Annotated in this window: 22 protein-coding genes; 11 read left to right on the top strand and 11 right to left on the bottom strand. The window is 69.6% G+C overall.

Features of this window, described 5'->3' with window-relative positions; genetic code table 11:
• Positions 1-229 precede the first annotated feature (229 nt).
• Together ACGF3C_RS08605 and ACGF3C_RS08600 are read right to left on the bottom strand one after the other, a co-directional pair.
• Entirely contained in the window at positions 230-1180 is a 951-nt protein-coding gene (locus tag ACGF3C_RS08605) for a malate dehydrogenase (RefSeq protein ID WP_112583765.1), read from the bottom strand.
• A gap of 126 nt (positions 1181-1306) precedes the next feature.
• Positions 1307-2167 carry a bifunctional methylenetetrahydrofolate dehydrogenase/methenyltetrahydrofolate cyclohydrolase gene (locus ACGF3C_RS08600; protein ID WP_088950132.1) on the bottom strand — a complete coding sequence of 287 codons (861 nt, stop codon included), beginning with the start codon at positions 2165-2167 and terminating at the stop codon, positions 1307-1309.
• Between the two features lie 484 nt (positions 2168-2651).
• Here ACGF3C_RS08600 and ACGF3C_RS08595 point away from each other — a divergent pair, with 484 nt between their 5' ends.
• The 5 genes from ACGF3C_RS08595 (at position 2652) to ACGF3C_RS08575 (ending at position 8395) form a co-directional block, all read left to right on the top strand.
• On the top strand, positions 2652-4253 hold the full coding sequence (locus tag ACGF3C_RS08595) for an ABC transporter substrate-binding protein (RefSeq protein WP_357233820.1): 1602 nt from the start codon (positions 2652-2654) through the stop codon (positions 4251-4253).
• Between the two features lie 197 nt (positions 4254-4450).
• Positions 4451-5389, top strand: coding sequence for an ABC transporter permease (locus ACGF3C_RS08590; protein WP_112583767.1), 939 nt, complete (start codon positions 4451-4453; stop codon positions 5387-5389).
• Entirely contained in the window at positions 5382-6338 is a 957-nt protein-coding gene (locus ACGF3C_RS08585) for an ABC transporter permease (RefSeq protein WP_357207420.1), read from the top strand. The genes ACGF3C_RS08590 and ACGF3C_RS08585 overlap by 8 nt, the downstream gene beginning before the upstream one ends.
• 7 nt (positions 6339-6345) lie before the next feature.
• A complete protein-coding gene (locus ACGF3C_RS08580; protein ID WP_112583768.1) occupies positions 6346-7377 on the top strand; it encodes an ABC transporter ATP-binding protein in 1032 nt (343 codons plus the stop codon).
• Complete coding sequence (locus ACGF3C_RS08575; RefSeq protein ID WP_393220070.1) at positions 7358-8395, top strand: ABC transporter ATP-binding protein; 1038 nt, start codon at positions 7358-7360, stop codon at positions 8393-8395. The genes ACGF3C_RS08580 and ACGF3C_RS08575 overlap by 20 nt, the downstream gene beginning before the upstream one ends.
• A 114-nt stretch (positions 8396-8509) precedes the next feature.
• Here the strand turns inward: ACGF3C_RS08575 and purH are convergent, their stop codons facing one another.
• Both purH and purN read right to left on the bottom strand, forming a co-directional pair.
• The gene (gene purH / locus ACGF3C_RS08570) at positions 8510-10081 is read right to left on the bottom strand and encodes a bifunctional phosphoribosylaminoimidazolecarboxamide formyltransferase/IMP cyclohydrolase (protein ID WP_393220066.1); all 1572 of its coding nucleotides are present in this window, start codon (positions 10079-10081) and stop codon (positions 8510-8512) included.
• Positions 10078-10698 (bottom strand): phosphoribosylglycinamide formyltransferase, encoded by a 621-nt coding sequence (purN, locus tag ACGF3C_RS08565; RefSeq protein ID WP_357189858.1) that lies wholly within the window; start codon positions 10696-10698, stop codon positions 10078-10080. Before purN ends, purH begins: the two co-directional genes overlap by 4 nt.
• A gap of 289 nt (positions 10699-10987) precedes the next feature.
• On the opposite strand from purN, the gene ACGF3C_RS08560 reads away from it, so the two are divergent.
• Complete coding sequence (locus ACGF3C_RS08560) at positions 10988-11536, top strand: DUF4190 domain-containing protein (RefSeq protein ID WP_355010052.1); 549 nt, start codon at positions 10988-10990, stop codon at positions 11534-11536.
• Positions 11537-11590: 54 nt separating this feature from the next.
• Here ACGF3C_RS08560 and ACGF3C_RS08555 read toward each other — a convergent pair whose 3' ends face one another.
• Entirely contained in the window at positions 11591-12880 is a 1290-nt protein-coding gene (locus tag ACGF3C_RS08555; protein ID WP_393220061.1) for a DUF6350 family protein, read from the bottom strand.
• Positions 12881-13080: 200 nt separating this feature from the next.
• On the opposite strand from ACGF3C_RS08555, the gene ACGF3C_RS08550 reads away from it, so the two are divergent.
• Positions 13081-13347, top strand: coding sequence for a hypothetical protein (locus ACGF3C_RS08550; RefSeq protein ID WP_091406354.1), 267 nt, complete (start codon positions 13081-13083; stop codon positions 13345-13347).
• Between the two features lie 60 nt (positions 13348-13407).
• On the opposite strand, the gene sucD is transcribed toward ACGF3C_RS08550, so the two are convergent.
• The 3 genes from sucD to ACGF3C_RS08535 all read right to left on the bottom strand — a co-directional run bounded on the left by sucD (position 13408) and on the right by ACGF3C_RS08535 (position 16312).
• Positions 13408-14295, bottom strand: coding sequence for a succinate--CoA ligase subunit alpha (gene sucD, locus ACGF3C_RS08545; RefSeq protein WP_355010054.1), 888 nt, complete (start codon positions 14293-14295; stop codon positions 13408-13410).
• Between the two features lie 2 nt (positions 14296-14297).
• Positions 14298-15476, bottom strand: coding sequence for an ADP-forming succinate--CoA ligase subunit beta (sucC, locus tag ACGF3C_RS08540; protein ID WP_091406357.1), 1179 nt, complete (start codon positions 15474-15476; stop codon positions 14298-14300).
• A gap of 431 nt (positions 15477-15907) precedes the next feature.
• Complete coding sequence (locus ACGF3C_RS08535) at positions 15908-16312, bottom strand: cobalamin B12-binding domain-containing protein (RefSeq protein WP_088987674.1); 405 nt, start codon at positions 16310-16312, stop codon at positions 15908-15910.
• Between the two features lie 474 nt (positions 16313-16786).
• On the opposite strand from ACGF3C_RS08535, the gene ACGF3C_RS08530 reads away from it, so the two are divergent.
• Positions 16787-17494 carry a M23 family metallopeptidase gene (locus ACGF3C_RS08530; protein WP_357229998.1) on the top strand — a complete coding sequence of 236 codons (708 nt, stop codon included), beginning with the start codon at positions 16787-16789 and terminating at the stop codon, positions 17492-17494.
• Positions 17495-17767: 273 nt separating this feature from the next.
• Complete coding sequence (locus tag ACGF3C_RS08525) at positions 17768-18544, top strand: M23 family metallopeptidase (RefSeq protein ID WP_393220054.1); 777 nt, start codon at positions 17768-17770, stop codon at positions 18542-18544.
• A 95-nt stretch (positions 18545-18639) separates the two neighbouring features.
• Here ACGF3C_RS08525 and pcrA read toward each other — a convergent pair whose 3' ends face one another.
• A complete protein-coding gene (gene pcrA, locus ACGF3C_RS08520; protein WP_357233227.1) occupies positions 18640-21045 on the bottom strand; it encodes a DNA helicase PcrA in 2406 nt (801 codons plus the stop codon).
• A 313-nt stretch (positions 21046-21358) separates the two neighbouring features.
• Between pcrA and ACGF3C_RS08515 the strand changes: the two genes are divergently transcribed.
• Together ACGF3C_RS08515 and ACGF3C_RS08510 are read left to right on the top strand one after the other, a co-directional pair.
• On the top strand, positions 21359-21706 hold the full coding sequence (locus tag ACGF3C_RS08515; protein WP_357233229.1) for a hypothetical protein: 348 nt from the start codon (positions 21359-21361) through the stop codon (positions 21704-21706).
• A 550-nt stretch (positions 21707-22256) separates the two neighbouring features.
• Positions 22257-22646 (top strand): chorismate mutase, encoded by a 390-nt coding sequence (locus tag ACGF3C_RS08510; RefSeq protein WP_357233231.1) that lies wholly within the window; start codon positions 22257-22259, stop codon positions 22644-22646.
• 171 nt (positions 22647-22817) lie between these two features.
• Here the strand turns inward: ACGF3C_RS08510 and ACGF3C_RS08505 are convergent, their stop codons facing one another.
• A complete protein-coding gene (locus ACGF3C_RS08505; protein WP_112675773.1) occupies positions 22818-23831 on the bottom strand; it encodes an ABC transporter ATP-binding protein in 1014 nt (337 codons plus the stop codon).
• Complete coding sequence (locus ACGF3C_RS08500; protein ID WP_091406372.1) at positions 23824-24852, bottom strand: ABC transporter ATP-binding protein; 1029 nt, start codon at positions 24850-24852, stop codon at positions 23824-23826. The genes ACGF3C_RS08505 and ACGF3C_RS08500 overlap by 8 nt, the downstream gene beginning before the upstream one ends.
• Positions 24853-24861: the final 9 nt, after the last annotated feature.

Here is a 24861-nt window from a genome sequence, read left to right as displayed (position 1 = left end):
TTCGTGATCAAGAGGTTCGCGTCACCAGGGGCGCGGTTCCTGACGTAAACCTCTTGATCAACCGGGGGCCGGGGCCGGGGCGGGGCCGGGGCGGGGCCGGGGCGGGGCCGGCGCCGGGGTGGGGTGGGTGGGATGGGTGGGGTGGGGTGGACTGGTTCGGTGGGGTGGACGGCGAAGGGCGCGCCGGCAAAGCCGGCGCGCCCTTCGCTGATGCTGTGGTTCGGGGGAACTACATGCTGGAGATGTCGCCCTGCTTGGCGCGGACGGCTTCGGCAGCCTCCAGGAGGCTGGCGCGCTCGTCGGCGTCCAGGTCGGTCTCGACGACCCGCTTGACGCCCTCGGCGCCGATCTCGGCCTCGACACCCAGGTAGACACCGGAGATGCCGTACTCGCCGTCGACCCAGGCGCAGACCGGCATGACCTCGCCGGAGTCCTCCGCGACAGCCTTCGCCATCCGCGCTGCGGCGGCGGACGGGGCGTAGTAGGCCGAACCGGTCTTGAGCAGCGCGACCACCTCGGCGCCACCGTTGCGGGTCTTGACGACCAGCTCCTCGATCTGCTCGGCCGGCATGGCGTCGCGCAGCGGCTTGCCGTTGACGGTGCTCTTCGACGGCACCGGGACCATGGTGTCACCGTGCGAGCCCAGGGTCAGGGTGCGTACCGAGGCCACCGGCACGTTCAGCGCCTCGGCGACGAAGTTGCTGAACCGGGCGGTGTCGAGCATGCCGGCCTGGCCGAGCACCCGGTTCTTCGGGAACTGGGTGGCGAGCTGGGCCAGCGCGGTCATCTCGTCCAGCGGGTTGGAGACCACGATGACGACGGCGTTCGGGGCGTACTTGGCGACGTTCTCGGCGACCTGGCGGACGATCTTGGCGTTGGTCTCCAGCAGGTCCATCCGGCTCATGCCGGGCTTGCGCGGCAGACCAGCGGTGATCACGACGACGTCGGAGCCCTCGATGCTCTCGTAGCCCTCACCGTTGGGGCCGGTGGTCACGCCGACCACCTTGGTCTCGAAGCCCTCGATGGCCCGGGACTGGTTGAGGTCGAGCGCGAGGCCCGCGGGCTTGCCCTCCACGATGTCGGTGATCACTACGGTGTCGAAGACGTCGTACTCGGCCAGGCGCTGTGCGGTGGTGGAGCCGTAGAAGCCAGCCCCGACGACAGTGACCTTCTTACCCATGGTCGTCCCACTCCCTGATACCAGTCGGTTTTCCGGACCGTATCAGTCATCCTGGCACCGAACAGGGCAGGGGCGGCGGCCGTCGCCGGGATGGGTCGAACGTCACCGGCGTCGCCGGCGTCCGGTTCAGCCGCGCTCGGCGCGCTCGACGACGTTGGTGAGCAGCATGGCCCGGGTCATCGGGCCCACGCCGCCGGGCATGGGGACCAGCGCGCCGGCCGTCTCGGCCACCTCCGGGTCCACGTCGCCGGTGTAGCGGCCCTTGCCGTCCGCTCCGATGACGCGGGTGATGCCGACGTCCACCACCACCGCGCCCGGGTTGATCATGTCGGCGGTGAGCAGACCCGGTACGCCGGCCGCGACGATGACGATGTCGGCGGCCCGGGTGTGCGAGGCGAGGTCGAGGGTGCCGGTGTGGCAGAGGGTGACAGTGGCGTTCTCGCTGCGCCTGGTGAGCAGCAGGCCGAGCGGTCGGCCAACCGTGTTGCCGCGACCGACCACCGCGACGGTGGCTCCGCGCAGCGCCACGTCGTGCCGGCGGAGCAGCTCGACGATGCCGCGCGGCGTGCACGGCAGCGGACCGTCGTAGCCGAGCACGAGCCGACCCAGGTTGACCGGGTGCAGGCCGTCGGCGTCCTTGTCCGGGTCGATCAACTCCAGCACCCGCTGGGTGTCGAGGTGGGCCGGCAGCGGCAGCTGGACGATGTAGCCGTGGCACGCCGGGTCGGCGTTCAGCTCGGCCAGTACGTCGTCGACCTGCTGTTGGGTGGCGTCGGCCGGCAGTTCGCGGCGGATCGAGGCGATGCCCACCTCGGCGCAGTCGCGGTGCTTGCCGTTGACGTACGCCTGACTGCCCGGATCCGCCCCGACCAGGACCGTGCCGAGCCCGGGGGTGATGCCGCGTTCCGCCAGTGCCTTCACCCGGATGCGCAGCTCGTCCTTGATCTCCGCTGCGGTTGCCTTGCCGTCCAGAAGCGTCGCCGTCACGACCAGATCGTCTCACGGCCACCGCCCGCGGATCAGACGACCTCGCTCCGGGCCGTCCGCCGCCCACTGCGGTGGGGCGGCCATCGGACGGGCCGGGTCGCGTCGGAGTGACTGCCACTGGAGTAACCCTGCGTGAGGTGTTGCTAGTCACTTTCAGTGACAATCTGTGGATTCGATCACTGTCGAACCAGACAGGGCGGGCCTGATCCACGGAGATGGGACGGCCGCCCCAGGCGGCGTCGACCTGACCGGGAGGGTTCGAACGCAACGTCAAACGTCGGGATTTCAGCAGGCCAACGTCAGTGAGTCCGATTTGGGGTAGCAGATTCACTCGCCTTCGACAACTGAATCAACCCCGGACCGTTACCCACCCGCAACCGCGTCGTTGTCGAAGGCCCGTCACCGACCTACCGTTACCGCTTGTTGCGCAGCGTAAACCCAGCGTCGGGCCTGACTGCGCAGCGTGAGGAGATGAGGAGGCTCAATGCGAGTTCGTAGACTCGCCGCCTGGACCGCCCTCCCGCTCGCGGTGACGCTGGGCCTCGCGGCCTGCGGCAGCGGCGGAGACGGTGGATCCGGTGGCAGCGACAGTTCGGTGGTCAGCATCCAGATCGCCGAGCCGAAGCACCTGGTTCCCACAAACACCACCGAGACGTCCGGGTCGCAGGTGATCGCCGGCCTGTTCAGCCCGCTCGTCGACTACGACGCCCAGAACAAGCCGTACGAGGTCGCCGCTCAGTCGATCACCTCGTCCGACAACAAGGTCTGGACGATCAAGATCAAGGACGGCTTCACCTTCCACAACGGTGAGAAGGTCACGTCCCAGAACTACATCGACGCCTGGAACTACGGCGCGTACGCCCCGAACGGTCAGGACACCAACCCCTTCTTCGAGAAGATCGCTGGTTACGCCGACCTGCAGGGCAAGGCGCCGAAGGCCAAGGAGATGTCCGGCCTGAAGAAGGTCGACGACCTCACCTTCACCGCGACGCTCTCCGAGCCGTACATCGACTTCAAGACGACGCTCGGCTACAACGCGTTCTTCCCGATGCCGGACGCCGCGTTCTCGGCTCCGGGCGTGCTCAAGGACTCCTACGAGCAGGCGCCGATCGGGCAGGGCCCCTTCAAGATGAAGGGCACCTGGCAGCACGACAGCAAGATCGACGTCGAGCGCTACGACGCGTACCCGGGCGAGAAGCCCAAGGTCAAGAACATCGAGTTCCGGATCTACCAGCAGCTCACCGCGGCCTACGCGGACGTCCTGGCGGACAACCTGGACGTGCTGCCCACGATCCCGACCGAGAGCCTGAGCACCGCGCCGAGCGACCTGGGTGACCGGTACAAGACCAGCCCGATGTCGTCGTTCCAGTTCCTCGCGTTCCCGACGTTCGACAAGGACTACAGCAAGCCGGACGTGCGCAAGGCCATCTCGATGGCGATCGACCGTGACGAGATCACCAAGTCGGTCTTCAAGGGTTCGCAGACGTCGGCGCGCTCCTTCGTCTCGCCGGTCCTGCCGGGCTACCGGGAGGACACCGCGGGCGAGGCCGCCCAGTTCAACCCGACCGAGGCCAAGAAGCTCTACCAGGCCGCCGGCGGTCCGTCGAAGATCGTCATCTCGTACAACGGCGACGGCGGGCACAAGGACTGGGTCGACGCCACGGTCAACCAGCTCAAGACCAACCTGGGCGTGGACGCGGTCGGCTCGGTCGAGCCGAAGTTCGCCGACCTGCTGACCAAGGTCGAGAAGAAGACGCCGGTGGGTGCGTTCCGGATGGGTTGGGTCATGGACTACCCGACCATGGAGGACTACCTCGGCCCGCTGTACAGCACGAACGGCTCGTCGAACTACTACGGCTACAGCAACCCGGAGTTCGACAAGCTGGTCAAGGAGGGTTCCGCCGCCAAGACGCAGGACGAGGCGATCGCCAAGTACCAGCAGGCGGAGGACATCCTGGCCAAGGACATGCCGGTGATCCCGCTCCGCTTCGGCGAGAACGTGTTCGGCCACTCGTCCAAGGTCAAGAACGTGGAGATGGACCTGTTCCAGCGGGTCAACCTCGTCAAGATCGAAGCAGCCAGCTGAGCTGACCATGGTGCGGGCCACCCGGGCGACGAAGCCCGGGTGGCCCCGACCGCGCCACCGGGGCCGGGCCGCAGCAGCGGACCCGGCGTCGGTGGCGCCGGCTCCACCGGGCCGGACGGCACGTCTCGGATATTTCGGGTACGACCAGAGATGCCGTCCTGCGACCCTTTCGCACATTTCCGGAGAGACTGCTAAGCATGTTCCGCTACATCCTGCGGCGCCTACTGCAGATGGTCCTGGCGTTCTTCGGGACCACCCTGATCGTCTACGCGCTGACATTCGCCGGGCAGGGCGACCCGATCCAGGCGCTCGCCGGCGAACGGCCGGTGACGCCAGCGCAGCGGGCCTACCTCACCGAGAAGTACAACCTGGATCAGACGGGCGTCGGCGGCTTCTTCTACCGCTACTTCGACTACGTGAAGGACCTGCTCCAGGGCAACCTGGGCGAGTCGCTCACCGGCCGGAGTATCGGTGACATCCTCCAGCAGGCCTGGCCGGTCACCGTGCGGCTCGCGCTCATCGCGCTCGCCGTGGCGATCATCTTCGGTGTCACCGCCGGGGTCCTCGCCGGCATCCGCCGGGCCAGCATCTTCGACAACTCGACGCTGGTGCTGACCCTGCTGGTGCTGGGCATCCCGACGATCGTGCTGGCACCGCTGGCGCAGTACTTCCTCGGCGTCAAGTGGCAGCTCTTCCCACCCACCGCCGGCTCCGACCCGACGTTCTACGCGCTCCTGCTGCCGGGCATCGTGCTCGGCTCGCTGTCGCTGGCCACCGCCCTACGACTCACCCGGGCCTCGGTGGCGGAGAACCTGCGCGCGGACTACGTCCGGACCGCCCGGTCCAAGGGCCTGGTCAAGCGGCGCATCGTCATCGTTCACGTGCTGCGCAACTCGCTGATCCCGGTGGTCACCTTCCTCGGTGTGGAACTGGGCAACCTGATGAGCGGCGCGATCATCACCGAGGGCGTCTTCAACATCCCCGGCGTGGGCTTCAACCTCTTCCGCGGCATCCGCACCGAGGACGGCCCCCTGGTGGTGGGCATCGTCAGCGTGCTCGTCGTGGTCTACCTGGTCTCGAACCTGGTGGTGGACGTCCTGTACGCCGTACTCGACCCGAGGATCCGCTATGAGTGACTTTGAGACTGTGGCGGCCACCGAGAACCAGGCCGCGCGACGTGGCCCCTCGGGAGAGCCGGGCACGCCCAACCAGGTCGGCGCCGCGAACAAGCCCCGCAGCCTGGCCGGAGACGCCTGGCGCGACCTGCGCCGCAACCCGATCTTCTGGATCTCGCTGGCGTTGGTCGTCATCTTCACCCTGATGGCGCTGCTGCCCGGGGTCTTCACGGCCAACAACCCGAACGACTGCCTGCTCTCCCGGCAGCACGCCGGGCCGTCCGGCGGGGCCATCTTCGGGTACGACTTCCAGGGCTGCGACACGTACTCCCGGGCGGTCTACGGCACCCGGGCATCGCTGCTGGTCGGCGCGCTCGCCGCGCTCGGCACCGGCATCATCGCGCTGGTGGTCGGCATGCTGGCCGGTTACTTCGGCCGCTGGGTCGACGCGGTGCTATCCCGGGTGATCGACGTGGTGCTCGGCATTCCGCTGCTGCTGGCCGCGATCGTGCTGCTCAAGCGGGTGTCCAGCGACAACCAGTGGGCTCGGATCGGCGCTGTCGTCTTCGTGTTGGCCCTCCTCGGCTGGACCACCGCCGCCCGCGTGGTCCGGTCCTCGGTGATCACCGCGAAGGAGCAGGACTACGTCGCGGCGGCCCGGATGCTCGGCGCCGGCAACAGCCGGATCATGTGGCGGCACATTCTGCCGAACTCGCTGGCCCCGGCGATCGTCGTGCTGACCATCGCGCTCGGCTCGTTCATCGCGGCCGAGGCGACGCTCTCCTTCCTCGGCATCGGCCTGAAGGCGCCCACCATCTCGTGGGGGCAGGACATCGACACCGGCCGGATCCACATGCGGGAGGCGGCCACGCCGTTGATCGTCCCGTCTGCCTTCCTGGCACTGACCGTGCTGGCGTTCATCATGCTCGGCGACGCGATCCGTGACGCCTTCGACCCGAAGCTGCGGTGAGAACATCATGACCGTCAATCCCACTCCCGCCTCCGCCACTCCCGAGGGCGGTCACCTGCTGGAGTTGCGGGACCTGCACGTCGAGTTCCGCACCAACGAGGGTGTCGCCCGGGTGATCAACGGGGTGTCGTACCACCTGGACGCCGGCGAGACCCTTGCCGTGCTCGGCGAATCCGGCTCGGGGAAGTCGGTCACCGCCCAGGCGATCATGGGCATCCTGGACACCCCGCCCGCGTTCGTCCGTTCCGGCCAGATCCTCTACCAGGGTGAGGATCTGCTCACCCGCTCCGAGGAGCAGCGCCGGCAGGTACGCGGCAAGGAGATCGCGATGATCTTCCAGGACGCGCTCTCCGCCCTCAACCCGGTCTTCCCCGTCGGCTGGCAGATCGGTGAGACTCTGCGCCAGCGCGCCGGCATGTCCCGAGCCGACGCTCGACGTCGTGCCGTCGAGCTGATGGATCTGGTCAAGATCCCGGGTGCCGCCAAGCGGATCGGCGACTACCCGCACCAGTTCTCCGGCGGTATGCGGCAGCGCGTCATGATCGCCATGGCGTTGGCGCTGGACCCGAAGGTGCTGATCGCCGACGAGCCCACCACGGCCCTCGACGTGACAGTGCAGGCCCAGATCATGGACCTGCTGGCCGACCTGCGCCGGGAACTCAACATGGCGATGATCCTGATCACCCACGACCTGGGTGTGGTCGCCGGTGTCGCGGACCGGATCGCTGTCATGTACGCCGGCCGGATCGTCGAACACGCCGACGTCCGCTCGCTCTACAAGGCACCCGCCCACCCGTACACGAAGGGTTTGTTGGAGTCGATCCCGCGCCTGGACGTTCGCGGCCAGGAACTGTCGACGATCAAGGGGTTGCCGCCGAACCTGATGCGCATCCCGTCCGGCTGCCCGTTCCACCCCCGGTGCCCGTACGTCCAGCAGGTCTGCGTGGACGAGGTGCCGCACGACCTGGTCCTCGGCGACGGCCGGACCAGCGCTTGCCACTTCGCGCAGGAGGTCCGTGATGACAGCGTCGCCCGCTAACCCCACGAAGGTCCGCGGCGAGACCATTCTCGCCGTCGACAACCTGGTGAAGCACTTCCCGATCACCCAGGGCGTGCTGTTCCAGCGGCAGATCGGGGCGGTGAAGGCCGTCGACGGGGTGAGCTTCGAGCTGCGTCGGGGCGAGACGCTCGGCGTCGTCGGCGAGTCCGGCTGCGGCAAGTCCACCCTCGCCCGGCTGCTGATGCGCTTGGAGACGCCCACCTCCGGGCGCGCCACCCTGGAGGGCAAGGACCTGTTCAAGGCTTCCGGGGGTGAGCTGCGCCGGCTGCGCCGCAACATGCAGATGGTGATGCAGGACCCGTACACCTCGCTGAACCCGCGGATGACCGTCGGCGACATCATCGGCGAGCCGTTCGAGATCCACCCGGATGCCGCGCCGAAGGGCAGCAAGGCCAAGCGGGTTCAAGAGCTTTTGGACCTGGTCGGGCTCAACCCGGAGCACATCAACAGGTACCCGCACCAGTTCTCCGGCGGTCAGCGTCAGCGCATCGGCATCGCCCGCGCCCTCGCGCTGAAGCCCGAGGTGATCGTCTGCGACGAGCCGGTGTCGGCGCTCGACGTCTCCATCCAGGCCCAGGTGATCAACCTGCTCAAGCAGTTGCAGGGCGAGCTGGGGCTCTCGTACATCTTCATCGCGCACGACCTGTCGGTGGTGCGGCACATCGCCGACCGCGTCGCGGTGATGTACCTCGGCCGGATCGTCGAGATCGGCACCGAGGACGAGATCTACGAGCGGGCCACCCACCCGTACACCCAGGCTCTGCTCTCCGCGGTGCCGGTGCCGGACCCGGAGGCCCGCGACCAGCGCAACATGATCCGGCTGGTCGGCGACGTGCCCAGCCCGGCCGACCCGCCCAGCGGGTGCCACTTCCGGACCCGCTGCTGGAAGGCCCAGGACATCTGCGCCACCCAGGACCCGGCGACGGTGCCGAGGGCGGCGGACCCCCACCCGTCCGCCTGCCACTTCGCCGAACTCCGCCCCACCACCACAGCCTGACCCCAACCCGACCTCAACCGTTGATCATGAATTTATTGCCCTGCACGTCGGCGTGTCAGGGCAATAACTTCATGATCGACGGGGTCGAAGCCCTCGGGGTCGAAGCCCTCGGGGTCAGTGGAAGAAGTGGCGGGTTCCGGTCAGGTACATCGTTACGTTTGCCTTCTTGGCCGCTTCGATGACTTCCTCGTCGCGGATGGAGCCGCCGGGCTGCACGATGGCGCGGACGCCGGCGTCGATGAGGATCTGCGGGCCGTCGGCGAATGGGAAGAACGCGTCCGAGGCGGCGACCGAGCCGCGGGCCCGGTCGGCGCCGGCGCGGGTGACAGCGAGCTGCGCCGAGTCGACCCGGTTGACCTGACCCATGCCGACACCGACGGTGGCGCCGTCCTTGGCGAGCAGGATCGCGTTGCTCTTCACCGCGCGGACCGCCCGCCAGGCGAACGCGAGGTCCCGCAGCAGCTCCTCGTCGGCGGCCTCGCCGGTCGCCAACCGCCAACTCGCCGGGTCGTCGCCGGGGGCGTCCACCCGGTCGGCGACCTGGGCCAGCACGCCGCCGGTCACCGGCCGCAACTCCACCAGCGCAGGCGTCCAGGCCGGTGCCCGCAGCAGCCGGATGTTCTTCTTGCCCTGCAACACCTCGACCGCGCCCTCGTCGAAGCCGGGGGCGACCACCACCTCGGTGAAGATCTCGGCGACCTGCCGGGCCAGCTCGACCGAGACCGGCCGGTTGACCGCGATGACACCGCCGAACGCCGACACCGGGTCGCAGGCGTGCGCCCTGCGGTGCGCCTCGGCGACGTCCGCGCCGATCGCGATGCCGCACGGGTTCGCGTGCTTGATGATCGCCACCGCCGGCTGGTCGGCGAAGTCGTTCGCGGCCCGCCAGGCGGCGTCGGCGTCGACGTAGTTGTTGTACGACATCTCCTTGCCGTGCAGCTGCTCGGCCTGGGCCAGCCCGGCCGGGGCGTCCGGGTCGGTGTAGAGCGCGGCCGGCTGGTGCGGGTTCTCGCCGTAGCGCAGCGCTGTCGACTTGCGCAGCGCCAGCCCCGCGAACTGCGGCCACGAGTCGTCGGCGGGTGCCAGCTCCTGCGCGAACCACCGGGCCACCGCCACGTCGTATTCGGCGATGTCGGCGAACGCCCGGGCGGCCAGCGCGCGGCGCTGGGCCACTGTGAAGCCACCCTCGGCGAGCGCGCCGAGCAGCGCCGGGTAAGCGGCCGGGTCGGTGAGCACGGCGACCGAGGCGTGGTTCTTGGCGGCGGCGCGCACCATGGCCGGGCCGCCGATGTCGATCTGCTCCACGCACTCCTCGACGTCGGCGCCGGAGGCGACGGTCGCCTGGAACGGGTACAGGTTGGAGACCAGCAGGTCGAACGCCGCCACGCCCAGCTCGTCGAGCTGCGCCACGTGGGTGTCCTTCCGCAGGTCCGCGAGGAGACCCGCGTGCACCTTCGGGTGCAGGGTCTTCACCCGGCCGTCGAGCACCTCGGGGAACCCGGTCACCGTCTCCACCGGCGTCACCGGCACCCCGGCGGCGGCGATGGTGCCCGCCGTGCTGCCGGTGGACACGATCTCCACACCGGCGGCGTGCAGGGCCTGAGCCAGCTCGGCCAGCCCGGTCTTGTCGTAGACGCTGACCAGCGCCCGCCTGATCGGGCGGCGCCCGTCCTGAGTGGGACTCACGGAACCGTGACCTTCCTTCCGGTGATGGTCCAGCCTTCGCGGACCAGCCGACCGACCTGCTCGACGAGCTGGCGTCGCTCGGCTTCCTTGATGCGCTCGGTGAGCGTGTCGACGTCGTCGTCGTCCAGCACCGGCACCGCGACCTGCGCGACGATCGGCCCGGTGTCCATGCCGGCGTCGACGAAGAAGAGGGTGGCTCCGGTGAGCTTCACGCCGTAGGCGAGAGCGTCACGCGGGCCGTGGATGCCGGGAAACGCCGGCAGCAGCGTGTTGTGGGTGTTCAGGTAGCGGTCGCCGAAGGCGGCGAGGAAGTGCGGGCCGACCAACTTGAGGAAACCGGCGGAGATGACCAGGTCGGGTTGGTGCTTCGCGACGTGCGCGGTGAGCGCGCGGTCCCAGCCCTCCCGGGTGTCGTGGTCGCGGACCCGCTCGACGAAGGTGGGCACCCCCGCCGCGTCGGCCCGGTCCAGGCCCGCGATGCCGTCGCGGTCCGCGCCGACCGCGACGACCTGTGCGCCGTACGCGGGGTCGGCGGCGGCATCCAGCAGCGACTGAAGGTTGCTCCCGGAGCCGGAGATGAGGACGACGATGCGGGCGACAGGCGCGGGCTCGGTCACCGGGCCACCCTATCGGGCAGGTCAGGGACACCCTTCGACTGGGCGGCACGCCGATCTTCGACAGTGCGGACGTGCGTCGACCCGGTACGCTGCCGCTCGCTCGGGCCGAACGCCGCACCGGCCCACACACCGCCCCTGATCCGGCACGCGAAGCGGTCGACTAGGAGCTTTTTGCCTGCTTTGGGAGACATGTCGTCCTGTTGCTGTACTGGGCTTTGGGAGGACTGACCGCGATCATGGATGGAAATAAGAGCACCAACTGACGGAACCAGTCCAAGGAGCTTCTCGAATGCAGCCCGGTAACCCCGGTCAGGACCCGTACGGCCAGCAGCCCAACCAGGACCCGACCGCTCCCCAGCCGCCGGCCGCCCCGTACGGCCAGCAGCCCACCTCCGGCCAGCCGTACGGCCAGCAGCCGAACGACCCGTACGCCGCGCCGCAGGCCCCGTACGGTCAGCAGCCCACCTCGGGCCAGCCGTACGGTCAGCAGCCGAACGACCCGTACGCGCAGCAGCAGCCCCCGTACGGCGCCGGCCCGACCTACCCGAACGCCGGGTACCCGCAGGCGCAGGGGCAGAACAACACCCTCGGCCTGGTGTCGATGATCCTCGGTATCGCGTCGATCCCGCTGGTCTGCTGCCTGTACCTGGGCATCCCGGTCGGCATCGCTGGCATCGTGACCGGCTACCTCGCCAAGCAGAAGGTGGCCCAGGGTCAGGCCAACAACGCCGGCCAGGCCAAGGCCGGCCTGATCTGCGGCGCGGTCGGCGTCGGGCTGGGCATCCTGCTGCTCATCCTGAGCGTGGTGGCGCAGGTCAACCTGCCCACCCAGCCCTGACGGGTTCGGATTCGACGGGGCGCTCCGGTTTCACTCGGAGCGCCCCGCGCTCGTCTACTGCGCGGGCCCGCGGGTCAGCGCCCGGGTGGCGGCAGCGCCGACCAGCGCGCCGACCGCTATGACACCGGCCGCCACCGCCCCGACCTGCCAGCTCACCGGGCCGACCTGGGACAGCCGGCCGGCGCCCAGCGGCCCACCGGAGACCGCCGCTGCCGCACCGAGCACCACACCGGCCACCGGCCCGGCCAGCACCGCCGGCGTCAGCAACACGGCCCAGCGCTGCGCAGCCCGCTCCGGCCCGGCGAGTCGAGCCACCCGCCGGGCGAGCAGCCAACCGGCGACCATCCCGGCCAGCACCGGCACCGCGAGCAGCAGGGCGCCGAAGCCGTCCACCGGGCCACGCGGCAGGCCAGCGAGCAGCGGCACGGCCGGCAGCGCGCCGACCGACACCTCGCTGGTGCGGACCGCTGTGTCAGTTCCGACCGCGAACCCCGGCCCGAGCAGGTAACTGGTCGACCAGACCGCCGCGTTGGGCGCGTACGCGACGCTGACCAGGGTGATGCCGGCCTGCCCGGCGACTCCGGTCCGGTACGCCCCGATCATGTCGGCCGCATCGCCGCCACCGGTGGCCACCGCCAGGCCGGCTGCTCCCGCGCCCGCGCCGAGCAGCAGCAGCCCGGCCACCAGGCCGGTGCGAACGCCGTCGCGCACCGGGCTCGGGAGCCGGGAGACGAGCAGCCGGGTCACGGCGGTGATCCGGACCGCGCCGACCAGCGCGGCGAGTGTGCCGACCGCCGCGAACGTGGCGCCCGCCCGGATCAGCGACACACTCGGCCCGCCGGTGCCGACCAGCACCGCCGCGAGCGCGCCGAGCAGCGCGTACGCAATGCCGACCGCGACCGCGGCGAGCAGTGCCCGGCGCGGTGAGCGGGTGTCGCGGGCACCGATCGCACGGCTGACGTGCACGCCGGCGCGGCTCAGCCGCCAGAGCGCGAGCACTGTCAGCGCCAGCGGGGCGAGCCCGAGCGGCCCGGTTTCGGTGTGCAACGGCACGCCGTGCCCGAGCAGCCAGCCGGCCAGCGCGGTGCGCAGCGTGCCGGTCACTGTGGTGCCATCCGCGCCGAGCTGCACCAGGCCGAGCACGATGGCGACCGGCAGGTACGAGGTGACGGCGGCCCAGCAGGCGGCCACCCCGGCGGCAACGGGCAGCGGCGCCCGCCCGCGCGGCGACCCACCAGCGCGAGGCGCGGGCACCCGCCGGGCCGGTGCGGCACGGTCGACCGGCCGGTCGTCGGCGCTCACACCGCCGGGACGGCTGGGATGGTCAGGGGTGACGGGGGACATCCGCTCTACTCTGGCACGTCGCGCGGGCGGTGGCAGTCCGTTAACCCCTCCTAAGGTCGGCGAGTTCACCGAACCGACGTCCTGCCCACCCGGGCCGGTCTAGCCTCGGCCCTGAGGGGGCGCGAGTCGCCGCCACCCGGGACGGGCCCGCCGGTCGCGGTCCGGGCCGGCACGTCGCCCATGACCGCTCGGAGGAAGCTGTGACGACGCCATACCCGCCTCCCCCACCACCACCGGCCCAGGGACGCGACCGCACCACCCTCTGGGGCGTGCTGGGCATCGTGCTGGGGCTGATCTGCTGCGGCATCTTCGGCATCGTCTTCGGCTACCTGTCCATCCGCGACGCCCGGCGGTACGGGCAGTCGCCGCTGCTCGGTTACCTCGCCATCGCGTTCGGCGTGATCAACATCATCGGCGGGGCGATCCTGCGCTCGACCGGCAACTACCCGTTCTGGAACAACGACTGACGCGTACGGCAGAGGGGGTCGACCGTGACCGGTCGACCCCCTCTGCGCTGCCTGACCGGCTCAGTTGCCGGACATGATCTCCCGCATCAGCTTGGCGGTCTCGGTCGGCGTCTTGCCGACCTTGACGCCGACGGCCTCCAGCGCGGCCTGCTTCGCCTCGGCGGTGCCGGCGGAGCCGGAGATGATCGCCCCGGCGTGACCCATGGTCTTGCCGGGCGGAGCGGTGAAGCCGGCGATGTAGCCGACCACCGGCTTGGTGACGTTGGCCTTGATGAACTCGGCGGCCCGCTCCTCGGCGTCGCCACCGATCTCACCGATCATGACGATGGCGTCGGTCTCCGGGTCGGCCTCGAACGCCGCGAGGGCGTCGATGTGGGTGGTCCCGATGATCGGGTCACCGCCGATGCCGACGCAGGTGGAGAAACCGATGTCGCGCAGCTCGTACATCATCTGGTAGGTCAGCGTGCCGCTCTTGCTGACCAGACCGATCCGGCCGGAGCCGGTGATGTCGGCCGGGATGATGCCGGCGTTGGACGCGCCCGGCGAGGCGATGCCCGGGCAGTTCGGCCCGATGATCCGGGTCCGCTCGCCCTGCGAGACGTTGTACGCCCAGAACGACGCGGTGTCGTGCACCGGGACGCCCTCGGTGATCACCACGGCCAGGTCGATCGCGGCGTCGATCGCCTCGACCACGGCGGCCTTGGTGAACTGCGGCGGCACGAAGATGACAGTGACGTCGGCCCCGGTCTGCGCCATCGCGTCCGCGACGGACGCGAAGACCGGCAGCTCGGTGCCGTCGAAGTCGACAGTCTGGCCCGCCTTGCGCGGGTTGACGCCACCGACGACGTTGGTACCGGCGGCCAGCATCCGCCGGGTGTGCTTGGAACCCTCGGAACCGGTCATCCCCTGGACGATGACCTTCGAGTCCTTGGTCAGCCAGATAGCCATGATCAGACCCCCGCAGCTGCCAGCTCGGCGGCCCGCTCGGCCGCGCCGTCCATGGTGTCCACCCGCTGCACGAGCGGGTTGTTCGCGCTGTCCAGGATCGCCCGGCCAGCCTCGGCGTTGTTGCCGTCGAGACGGACGACGAGCGGCTTGGTGACCTGCTCGCCGCGCTGCTCCAGCAGGGCCAGCGCCTGGATGATGCCGTTGGCGACCTCGTCGCAGGCGGTGATGCCGCCGAAGACGTTGACGAAGACGCTCTTCACGGCCGGGTCGGAGAGCACGATCTCCAGCCCGTTCGCCATCACCGCGGCGCTCGCGCCGCCGCCGATGTCGAGGAAGTTGGCGGGCTTGACGTTGCCGTGCCGCTCACCGGCGTACGCGACCACGTCGAGGGTCGACATGACCAGACCCGCGCCGTTGCCGATGATGCCGACCTCGCCGTCGAGCTTGACGTAGTTGAGGTCCTTGGCCTTGGCGGCCTGCTCCAGCGGGTCCACAGCGGCCTGGTCGACGAGCGCCTCGTGGTCCGGGTGCCGGAACGCCGCGTTCTCGTCCAGGCTGATCTTGGCGTCGAGCAGCAGCATCCGGCCGTCGCCGTTCTTGGCGAGCGGGTTGACCTCGACCAGGGTGGCGTCCTCGGCGACGAACGCCTGCCACAGGCCGACGGCGATCTCGACCACCTGGTCGGCGACCTCGGCCGGGAAGCCGGCGGCGGTCACGATCTCGCGGGCCTTGGCCTCGTCCACGCCCTTGACGGCGTCGATCGGGGCCTTCACGACCTTGTCGGGGGTCTCGGCGGCGACCTGCTCGATGTCCATGCCGCCGGCGACGCTGGCGATGCAGAGGAAGGTGCGGTTCGCCCGGTCGAGCAGGTACGAGAAGTAGTACTCCTCGGCCACGTCCGCGGTCACCGTGATCATGACCTTGTGGACGGTGTGACCCTTGATGTCCATGCCGAGGATGTCGGTGGCCCGAGCCACCGCCTCATCCGGGCCCTCGGCCAGCTTGACGCCGCCGGCCTTACCTCGGCCGCCGACCTTTACCTGCGCCTTGACGACCACACGGCCGCCAAGGCGTTCGGCGATCGCGCGGGCCTCTTCCGGGGTAGTGGCGACGCCGCCGGCCAGCACGGGCAAGCCGTGCCGCTCGAACAGGTCCCGCCCCTGGTACTCGTACAGGTCCACGATTGCGCGTCCCGTCCCGTCTCCGCGGCGCGCCGTCGCGCCGCCACCAGCGTTCAGAAAACAGCTTGACGCCTGTCATCAGTTGAAACAGGCCATTGGCCGCAGCCTAGCGAGGTCGGCACCACCGGCAACCGAGCGGGTGCACGGTGTGCGGTAATGCACAACCGAACATCAGGTGTGGCCGGTTTCCTGCCACAACTCCGGCGGCATCCACCGTCCGGGCGATGTTGTCCGGCTTGCGTAACCCTGCCGTGTGGGCGTCGTTGAGTCAGATGTCGGAGCGCTGAACAGCGCAAAGACGGGATACGGCCGATGCCCTGTCGGTCGAGGGGTGGCGGCGGGGCATCGTGCATAGAGGGGCCGGACGTGTGAGGGGTGCGTCCGGCCCCTCCCCCGTGCCCAAAATCGGTGGGGCAGCAGTTCGGCGTTCCTCAGGAAACCGGCTGGGCCACGTTCTCGCGGACCCACTCGACAATCGCCTGGGTGGTAGCGCCCGGTGTGAAGATCTTCGCGACGCCCAGCTTCTCCAACTCGGGGATGTCGCCGTTCGGAATGATGCCGCCACCGAACACGACGATGTCGCGTGCGTCCCGCTCACCGAGCAGTTCCAGCACCCGCCGGAAGAGCGTCATGTGCGCGCCGGAGAGCACGGACAGGCCGACCGCGTCGGCGTCCTCCTGGATGGCGGTCTCCACGATCTGCTCGGGAGTCTGGTGCAGGCCGGTGTAGACGACCTCCATCCCGGCGTCCCGCAGGGCGCGCGCGACGACCTTCGCGCCCCGATCGTGGCCGTCCAGGCCGGGCTTCGCGACGACGACCCGAATCCGAGAGCTCATCAGCGCACACCTTTCACCGGCTTGACCGCCTTCACCTTAACGAACGGTAACCCGGCGGGCCCGGCCCGGGAAATCCGGGCTCCGTCACCGGCCGTTACCCGACGCATCCACCGCGCAACCCGGAGGTGGCCGACCCGGCTTCGCCAGAGCCACGCCGCTGGCAGGGCCGGGACACCATCCCGGCACCGTCCGGAGTCAAGCCGGACGACTCCGCCGGAACGGTCACGCTCGGCGACGAACGGGCAGCGACAGGGGCACCGTTCAGCGGCGCGATGCATGACAATCATGGACGCAAACGGACAGATCGACACGCCAATTTTTCGGTCTAGCTTGTGACTCGCCTGGCGGTTGGCTAACGTGTCCACGGTTGTCATCAGGTCCATGGACGGGTGACGACGCGGTCAGCGGACGTCTCACTGGAGTCTCAGGGGACACCCACCGGCCGCTTCGGAACCCCGACAACGGAGGGTGTGCGTGCGCCAGCGCCTGTCGTCTGAGCCCGATCGATATCGCGGTCGCCGCCGCGTACCCACCCCACCCCGCAGCCGTTACGCCGCTGTCGTCACCACCGCGTTCGTCGGTGCCGGCATCGTGGCCCTCGGCGCGAGCGCCCTGCCGGACGCGAAGGACGTCAGCCCGACGGTCCTCGACGAGCTCAAGCAGGCGTCGGTCACCAGCCAGGACGCAGCGGCCCGTGCGGACAACGCCGACCGCGCCTCCCGGGACAGCCGCAGCAAGGACAGCGCCGAGCAAGAGGTCTGGCTGCTGCCGCTGCAGGGCTACGACTTCAACTCCCCGTACGGCGTCCGCTGGGGCAAGATGCACACCGGCGTGGACCTGGTCGCCCCCGAGGGCACGCCCTACGTGGCGATCCACGACGGGCTGGTCACCAAGGCCGGCTGGTTCGGTGGGTACGGCAACGCCGTGATCGTCCAGCACGCCGACGGCAGTGAGGCCATCTACGGCCACTCCTCCGCGGTCAGCGTCAAGGAAGGCCAGCAGGTCAAGGCGGGCGACCAGCTCGGCCTCGTGGGCCAGACCGGCCACGCGTACGGCACGCACCTGCACCTGGAGATCCATGTCAAGGGGCAGCCGGAAGACCCGGTGCCGTTCCTCCAGGAGCGCGGAGTGGACATCAAGCTGCAAGTCGAGGCAATCTACAGCGAGGTAGCCGCCTCCTGACGGCGCGTAACGACCGTTGACCGCCCGGATCTGTCGATCCGGGCGGTTTTTCGTCACCCGGTCCTGGCGGATGTATCCCGGGTCACAGTGCCGGATGTGACCGACGGCACCTGCCAACATGATCACTTTTCCGGATGTAGCGCCGCACAGCGGGTCATATCCGGGCAGCCGACCATCCGCTCTCCGCACGAGGGTTCGGTCCCCCCGCCTGCCCCACCTCGGCCCGACACCAGTATTTCGAGGTCAAGTGCCCCTCGACTCTGAAGGTCCGCCGTGCAGGAAGACAGCCCCGTCCAGAACGAGAACACCCCCGACACCGACCAGACCGCGCCGTCGCAGCGCACCGGCCGACGCAACCGCCTCATCGTGCTCGCGGCCGCCGCCCTGGTAGCCCTCGGCCTCGGAGGTGTCGCCGTCGCCACCAGCGGCACCGACCGCCCGGCACCCGCCGCCGTCTCCCTCGACGCCCAGGCCCGGGCCGAGGCCGCGAGCCGGGCCGACCGCTCGGTCCGTGAATCCAGCACTCCGGTCGCCCCCTCGCTCAGCCCGACGCCCAGCCCGTCGGCGGTCAGCGCCAGCCCGACCCCCACGAAGACGGCCGCCGCGAAGGCCAAGCCGAAGCCGAAGCCGAAGAAGACCACCAGGCCCACACCCGCCTGGGTCGACCCGATGCCGGGCGCAGCCGTCACGTCCTGCTACGGGCAGCGCTGGGGCACCCTGCACGCCGGTATCGACCTGGCGCTGCCCTCCGGTACGCCGATCCACGCAGCGGCCGCCGGCACCGTGACCCAGGCCGGCGACGCCTCCGACGGGTACGGCAACTCCGTCTTCATCGACCACGGCAACGGCTACCTGACCCACTACGCCCACCAGAGCCGCATCGCGGTCACCGTCGGCCAGGCGGTCAAGGCCGGCCAGGTCATCGGCTACGAGGGCGCCACCGGCGACGCCACAGGCCCGCACCTGCACTTCGAAGTGCACCAGGGCATGTGGAACCAGATCGACCCGGCCCCGTTCATGCGGTCCCGTGGCGTCGACCTGGGCTGCTGAGGCGACGTCCCTGCGCGGGACAAAAGGAAAGAGTGGCCTCAGCGGTACGTGAGGCCACTCTTTCCGTGATCTGGCACGATCCTGGTAGCGACGGGTCAGAGCTTGTCGACCGGGGCGTGCCGGAGCACCAGCCACATGGTCTGGTCGCCGAAGTCGATCTGCGCACGGGCGCCCGGGCCGTGCCCCTCGACGGCGAGCACCCGCCCCAACCCGTACCGCTGATGGTTGACCCGGTCGCCCGCGGACACCTTCGGCCCCTGCGGCAGCTCACTGGCGGTGGTCAGCCGGCTGGCGTCCACGCCGAGCCGCTGCGCCAACTGGGCCGCCTTCGGCGTACCCCCGGTGAAGTTGCCACGCGCGCCGGGCGCGCGGTCCGCGCGGCCACCGACGCCGCCGCCCCCGCCAGCCCACGAGGTGTACGACCCCTCGGTGCGCTCCCAGTGCACCAGCTCGGTCGGCAGCTCCTCCAGGAAGCGCGACGGCGGGTTGTAGGACGGCTGCCCCCAGGCCGAGCGGGTCACCGCCCGGGACAGGTAGAGCCGCTGTCGGGCACGGGTGATGCCGACGTACGCCAGTCGGCGCTCCTCCTCCAACTCGCGGGTGTCGCCCAGCGAACGCAGGTGCGGGAAGACGCCGTCCTCCAGCCCGGTCAGGAAGACCACCGGGAATTCCAACCCCTTGGCGGTGTGCAGCGTCATCAGGGTGACCACGCCCTGGTGGTCGGGGTCGTCGGAGGGGATCTGGTCAGCGTCGGCGACCAGCGCCACCTGCTCCAGGAAGCCGGCCAGGGTGGCCCGCTCCCCCTCCTCGCCCAGCGCCTCGATCCGCTCGGTGTACTCGCGGGCGACGCTGACCAGCTCCTGGAGGTTGTCCACCCGGCCGGCGTCCTGCGGGTCCAGGCTCTCCTCCAGCTCGGTGAGGTAGCCGGAACGGGTCAGCAGCGCCTCCAGCACCTCCTCCGGGGTGCCGGTCTCGGCCAGCTCGCGGGCGTCGTCGAGCAGCGCCACGAAGTCCGCGATGCCGTTGGCCGCCCGGCTGGAGATGCCCGGCGCCTCCCGGGCCCGGCGCAGCGCCGCGCCGAAGGAGATCCGGTCGCGGCTGGAGAGCGCCTCGACACACGCCTCCGCGCGGTCGCCGATGCCCCGGCGCGGGGTGTTGAGCACTCGCCGCAGGCTCACCGTGTCGTCGTCGTTGACCACCGAACGCAGGTACGCGAGGGCGTCGCGGACCTCCTTGCGCTCGTAGAAGCGCACCCCGCCGACCACCTTGTAGGGCAGGCCGACCCGGATGAACACCTCCTCGAAGACGCGGGACTGCGCGTTGGTGCGGTAGAAGACGGCGACGTCGCCGGGGCGGGTCTCGTCGGCGTCGACCAGCCGGTCGATCTCCCGGGCCACCCAGTCGGCCTCGGCGTGCTCGGTGTCGGCGACGTAGCCGACGATCTGCTCGCCGGCGCCGGCCTCGCTCCACAGTCGCTTGGGTTTGCGGGAGGTGTTGCGGTCGATCACGGCGTTGGCCGCGTTGAGGATGGTCTGGGTGGAGCGGTAGTTCTGCTCCAGCAGGATCGTCCGCGCGTCGGTGAAGTCCCGTTCGAACTCCAGGATGTTGCGGATCGTCGCACCCCGGAACGCGTAGATCGACTGGTCGGCGTCGCCGACCACGCACAGCTCGGCGGGCTCCAGCCCGTCGGTGCCGGAGACCAGCTCCTTGATCAGGACGTACTGGGCGTGGTTGGTGTCCTGGTACTCGTCCACCAGCACGTGCCGGAACCGCCGGCGGTAGCTCTCCGCGACGTGCGGGTGGGACTGGAGCAGGTGCACCGTGGTCATGATCAGGTCGTCGAAGTCCAGTGCGTGTGCCTCACGCAGCCGACGCTGGTAGAGCGTGTACGCCTCGGCCAGCGCCCGCTCGTTGGGGCCGGTGGCCCGCGCCGCGAACTGCTCCGGGTCGACCAGCTCGTTCTTGAGGTTGGAGACCTGGGCGGCCAGACCACGCGCCGGGTAGCGCTTCGGGTCGAGATCCAGCTCGCGGGTGACCAGCTGCATCAACCGGCGGGAGTCGTCCGCGTCGTAGATCGAGAACGTCGACTTGAGGCCGGCGTGCTCGTGCTCGGCACGCAGGATCCGCACGCAGGCCGAGTGGAACGTCGACACCCACATCAGGCGGGCCCGGGGGCCCACCAGCGCGGCGACGCGCTCCTTCATCTCACCGGCGGCCTTGTTGGTGAAGGTGATCGCGATGATCTCACCGGGGTGCACGTCCCGAGCGGCGAGCAGATAGGCGATCCGGTGCGCGAGCACCCGGGTCTTGCCGGACCCGGCGCCGGCCACGATCAGCAGCGGCGAGCCGGCATGGCTGACGGCGTCGCGCTGCGGCCCGTTCAGCCCGGCGAGCAGCTGCTGCGGATCGAGACGCGCGGTGGCCGCCCCGGGTCGGTGCGGGCGGGCCGGCGCGGACTCCGGCGCAGGCGGGGACGCGGGGATGTCGAAGAGAGGATGCATCGCCCGACAAGTCTATGCCTCCGGCCCGACACCTCCCGAGGAAGCACACCCGGCCAGGGCGACGCACGGTGGTGCCGACCATGGCGGTGGATGGCGTCGGGCAGATGGTCAGCAGGCCGTGAGCCGTGGTCGGTGCGTGTGGGTTGCGGGCGCTTGGGACCCGTTCGTCAAGGACCGAAGATTTGATTTCAGGCAGGCGCTTTCAATTTCCCCGCGCATCAGTGGTGTGGGCGGTTGTCAAGACATTGACCGACGGAACTGAGGTACGTATGATTTCGCCATCTCGACACGTTCCAACCACACGGGGAGACAAATGAAGAGAATGATGGGCCGCGCCGCAGGAGCTTCCGTGCTTGGCATTGCCTTTGTGCTCGCCGCAGTGCCAGGCGTGGCGCAGGCCGCGACAACCAAGTGTGCCTATGACGGCTACGACCGGGCGTGCGCCACCAACAACGACAACAACTCCTCCACGATCGAGGTCTGCGACAACGAGGACGATGGCCGCACGGTGATCGGCCTGTTCCGGCGGACGGACGGCCAGGACGTCAGCGTTACCGACTGGAATTATGGCGGTGGCTGCCGAAGCTTCCCCGACTCAAAGATCGCGAGCTTTGTCCTGAAGGAAAACGGCGGGTCCTACGGCGCAAGAGTCTATATGTAGCGAGCACGCACACAAGGTTCGACAATTACTCCCTCAGCCCGACCTGATCGTCGAGCTGAGGGAGTAACACGTGCGAGCGATCAGGTGGCTATTACTCACCTGATCACACAATTCGACTCGCGGTGAATGCTAAATGCTGTCTCTGTGACGTCTCGCCATGCGTCGCCGTCGACACTGACGCATGGCACCCCTGGCGCTTTGGTGACTGAGCCGGCCCGGCTTCGACGCCCTGGTCGCGTACCTGCGCCCCGGTGCCCCTCGGCCCCGCCGACCGCATCCCCGCTCGGCCGAGGCGCAGAGAGCCGGCTCTTGACGCATCCGGTCCAGGAGGGGCGCTTGTCACCGGCGGATCCTTGCGCCGCGGCTGACGACACGGGCATACTCGATGGCGTGATCGCTGCGCGCTTCTACTTTTACTATGGCACCGGGAGTCCGGCTGCCGTAGGTCGCGCCTGATCGTTCAGACCTGCTAAAGCCCCGGCTCCTGGAGTCCGGGGCTTTTTCCGTCCCAGGTTCCGGGCACCGGGCACCACAGTGCGAGAGGTACCCGATGATGACAGACGTGATGGAGCAGAGCGGCAGCCCGATCCGACCGGGGCAGCCCGTCGCGCAGGAGGCCGAGCCGGCGGTGGCCACACCACCGGCAGGTGCGGACGCCGAGCCGGCCGAGCAGCAGACCGGCACCGAGGAGCCGTCCGCCTCGGCGCGGATCGTGCAGATCAGGGAACGCATCGACGAAATCGACAACGCGTTGATCACGCTGTGGCAGGAGCGGGCCGCGTTGTCCCAGGAGGTCGGCGTGACCCGGATGGCGTCCGGCGGCACCCGCCTGGTGCTCTCCCGGGAACGGGAGATCCTGGAGCGGTTCCGCGTCGCGCTCGGTGCCGACGGCACCCAGTTGGCTCTGCTGCTGCTCCGCGCGGGCCGCGGCCCTCTGTGAGCCTCCTCAGCCCGGGCCGAACCGGGCCAGGGCTACCTGGGCCGCCCGTCCTGGGCAACAAGCGGTTCGCTGACGCCGCTGTCCGGCGCCGCGTGACCGGTCCGGTCATCACCTGAACAGACGAAACCGCCTGCCGTCGTCGTGGAGACGGCGGCAGGCGGTTTCGGTGACTCACACCTCGTGGGTGGCGACGATCTCGCGCTTCTCCGCGAAGTGGCAGGCGCTCGGGTGGTCCGAGCCCCGGCGGATCTCCAGCAGCGGGACCTGCTCGGCGCAGACGTCCTGCGCCTTCCAGCAGCGGGTCCGGAACCGGCAGCCCGAGGGCGGGCTGATCGGCGACGGCACGTCACCCGTGAGCCGGATGATCGTCTTGTTGTGCCGCTGGGTCGGGTCCGGCACCGGCACCGCGGAGAGCAGCGCCTGGGTGTACGGGTGGGTCGGTCGCTCGTAGATCTCGTCCTCGGTGCCGATCTCGACGATCTTGCCGAGGTACATCACCGCGACCCGGTCCGACAGGTGGCGGACCACCGACAGGTCGTGCGCGATGAAGACGTACGAGAGGCCGAACTCGCCCTGCAACTGCTCCAGCAGGTTCATGACCTGGGCCTGGATGGAGACGTCCAGCGCCGACACCGGCTCGTCGCAGACGATGATCTCGGGCCGCAGCGCGAGCGCGCGGGCGATGCCGATGCGCTGACGCTGACCGCCGGAGAACTGGTGCGGGTACCGGTTGATGTGCTCCGGGTTGAGCCCGACCAGGTCGAGCAGCTCGCGGACCTTGGCCCGGCGGCTACCCTTCGGCGCCACCTCCGGGTGGATCTCGAACGGCTCACCGAGCAGGTCACCGACGGTCATCCGCGGGTTCAGCGAGGTGTACGGGTCCTGCATGACCAGCTGGATCTGCCGGCGCAGACGCCGCAGCGCCCCACCGGACAGCTTGGAGATGTCCTGGCCCTTGTAGACCACGTTGCCCGCGGTCGGCTTCTCCAGGTTCATCAGCACCCGGGCGAGCGTCGACTTGCCGCAGCCCGACTCGCCGACCACACCGAGCGTCTCTCCGGCTCGCAGACCGAACGAGACCCCGTCGACCGCCTTGACCTGACCGACGGTCTTCTTGAACACCACACCCTGCGTGACGGGGTAGTGCTTGACCAGGTCATTGACCTCGAGGATGTTCTCAGACACGGTTCACCAGCTCCTCGGCGAAGTGGCAGGCGCTGGCCCGGGCGGGGCCGACCTGCAGCAGCGGCGGGACCTTCTCCCGGCACACCGGCTGAGCCATCGGGCACCGCGGGTTGAACGGGCAGCCCGGCGGGATGTTCATCAGGTTCGGCGGGAGGCCCTTGATCGTCCGGAGCTGCTGCCCCTTCTCGTCGAGGCGCGGGATCGAGTCGATCAGACCCAGCGTGTACGGGTGCGCCGGCTTGGCGTACAGCTCGTACACGTCGGCTTCCTCGACGATCCGGCCCGCGTACATGACCGCGATCCGGTCCGCGACGTCGGCGACCACACCGAGGTCGTGGGTGATCAGGATCATGCCCATCTGCCGCTCGCGCTGGAGCTCGGCCAGCAGGTCCATGATCTGGGCCTGCACTGTCACGTCGAGGGCGGTGGTCGGCTCGTCCGCGATCAGCACCTCGGGATCGAGCGCCAGCGACATCGCGATCATCGCGCGCTGCCGCATACCGCCGGAGAACTGGTGCGGGTAGTTGTTGAACCGACCCTTGGCGTTCGGGATCTTGACCTGGTCGAGCATGTCGATCGCGCGCTTCTTGGCCTCCGCGCGGCCCATGCCACGCCGGACCCGGAACTGCTCGGCGATCTGGAACCCGACGGTGAAGACGGGATTCAGCGCAGAGAGTGCGTCCTGGAAGATCATCGCGATGCCCTCGCCGCGAATGCGGCGCCGCTCCTCGTCGGACATGCGGAGCATGTCCTTGCCGTGGAAGCGGACCTGCCCACCGGTGACGAAGCCGGGAGGCGTGTCGAGGATGCCCATGATGGTCTGCGCGGTGACGCTCTTACCGGAGCCGGACTCGCCGAGCACGGCGAGGGTCTCCCCCGCGTCGACGTGGTACGTGACCCCGTTGATGACCTTTGCGACGCCGTCCCGGGTACGGAACTCCACCCGCAGGTCGTCGACCTCGAGCAGCCGGCCGGAGGGACGCCCGGACCCGCCGGGACCCGGCGCTGACTGCTCGGACACGAGAATGTC

It is taken from the genome of Micromonospora sp. NPDC047762 (genome assembly GCF_043204655.1).
In the GTDB taxonomy this organism is placed as follows: Bacteria; Actinomycetota; Actinomycetes; order Mycobacteriales; family Micromonosporaceae; genus Micromonospora.
The sequence above is the reverse complement of the archived record's forward strand: the minus strand, read 5'-3'. Positions and strand labels throughout refer to the sequence as shown.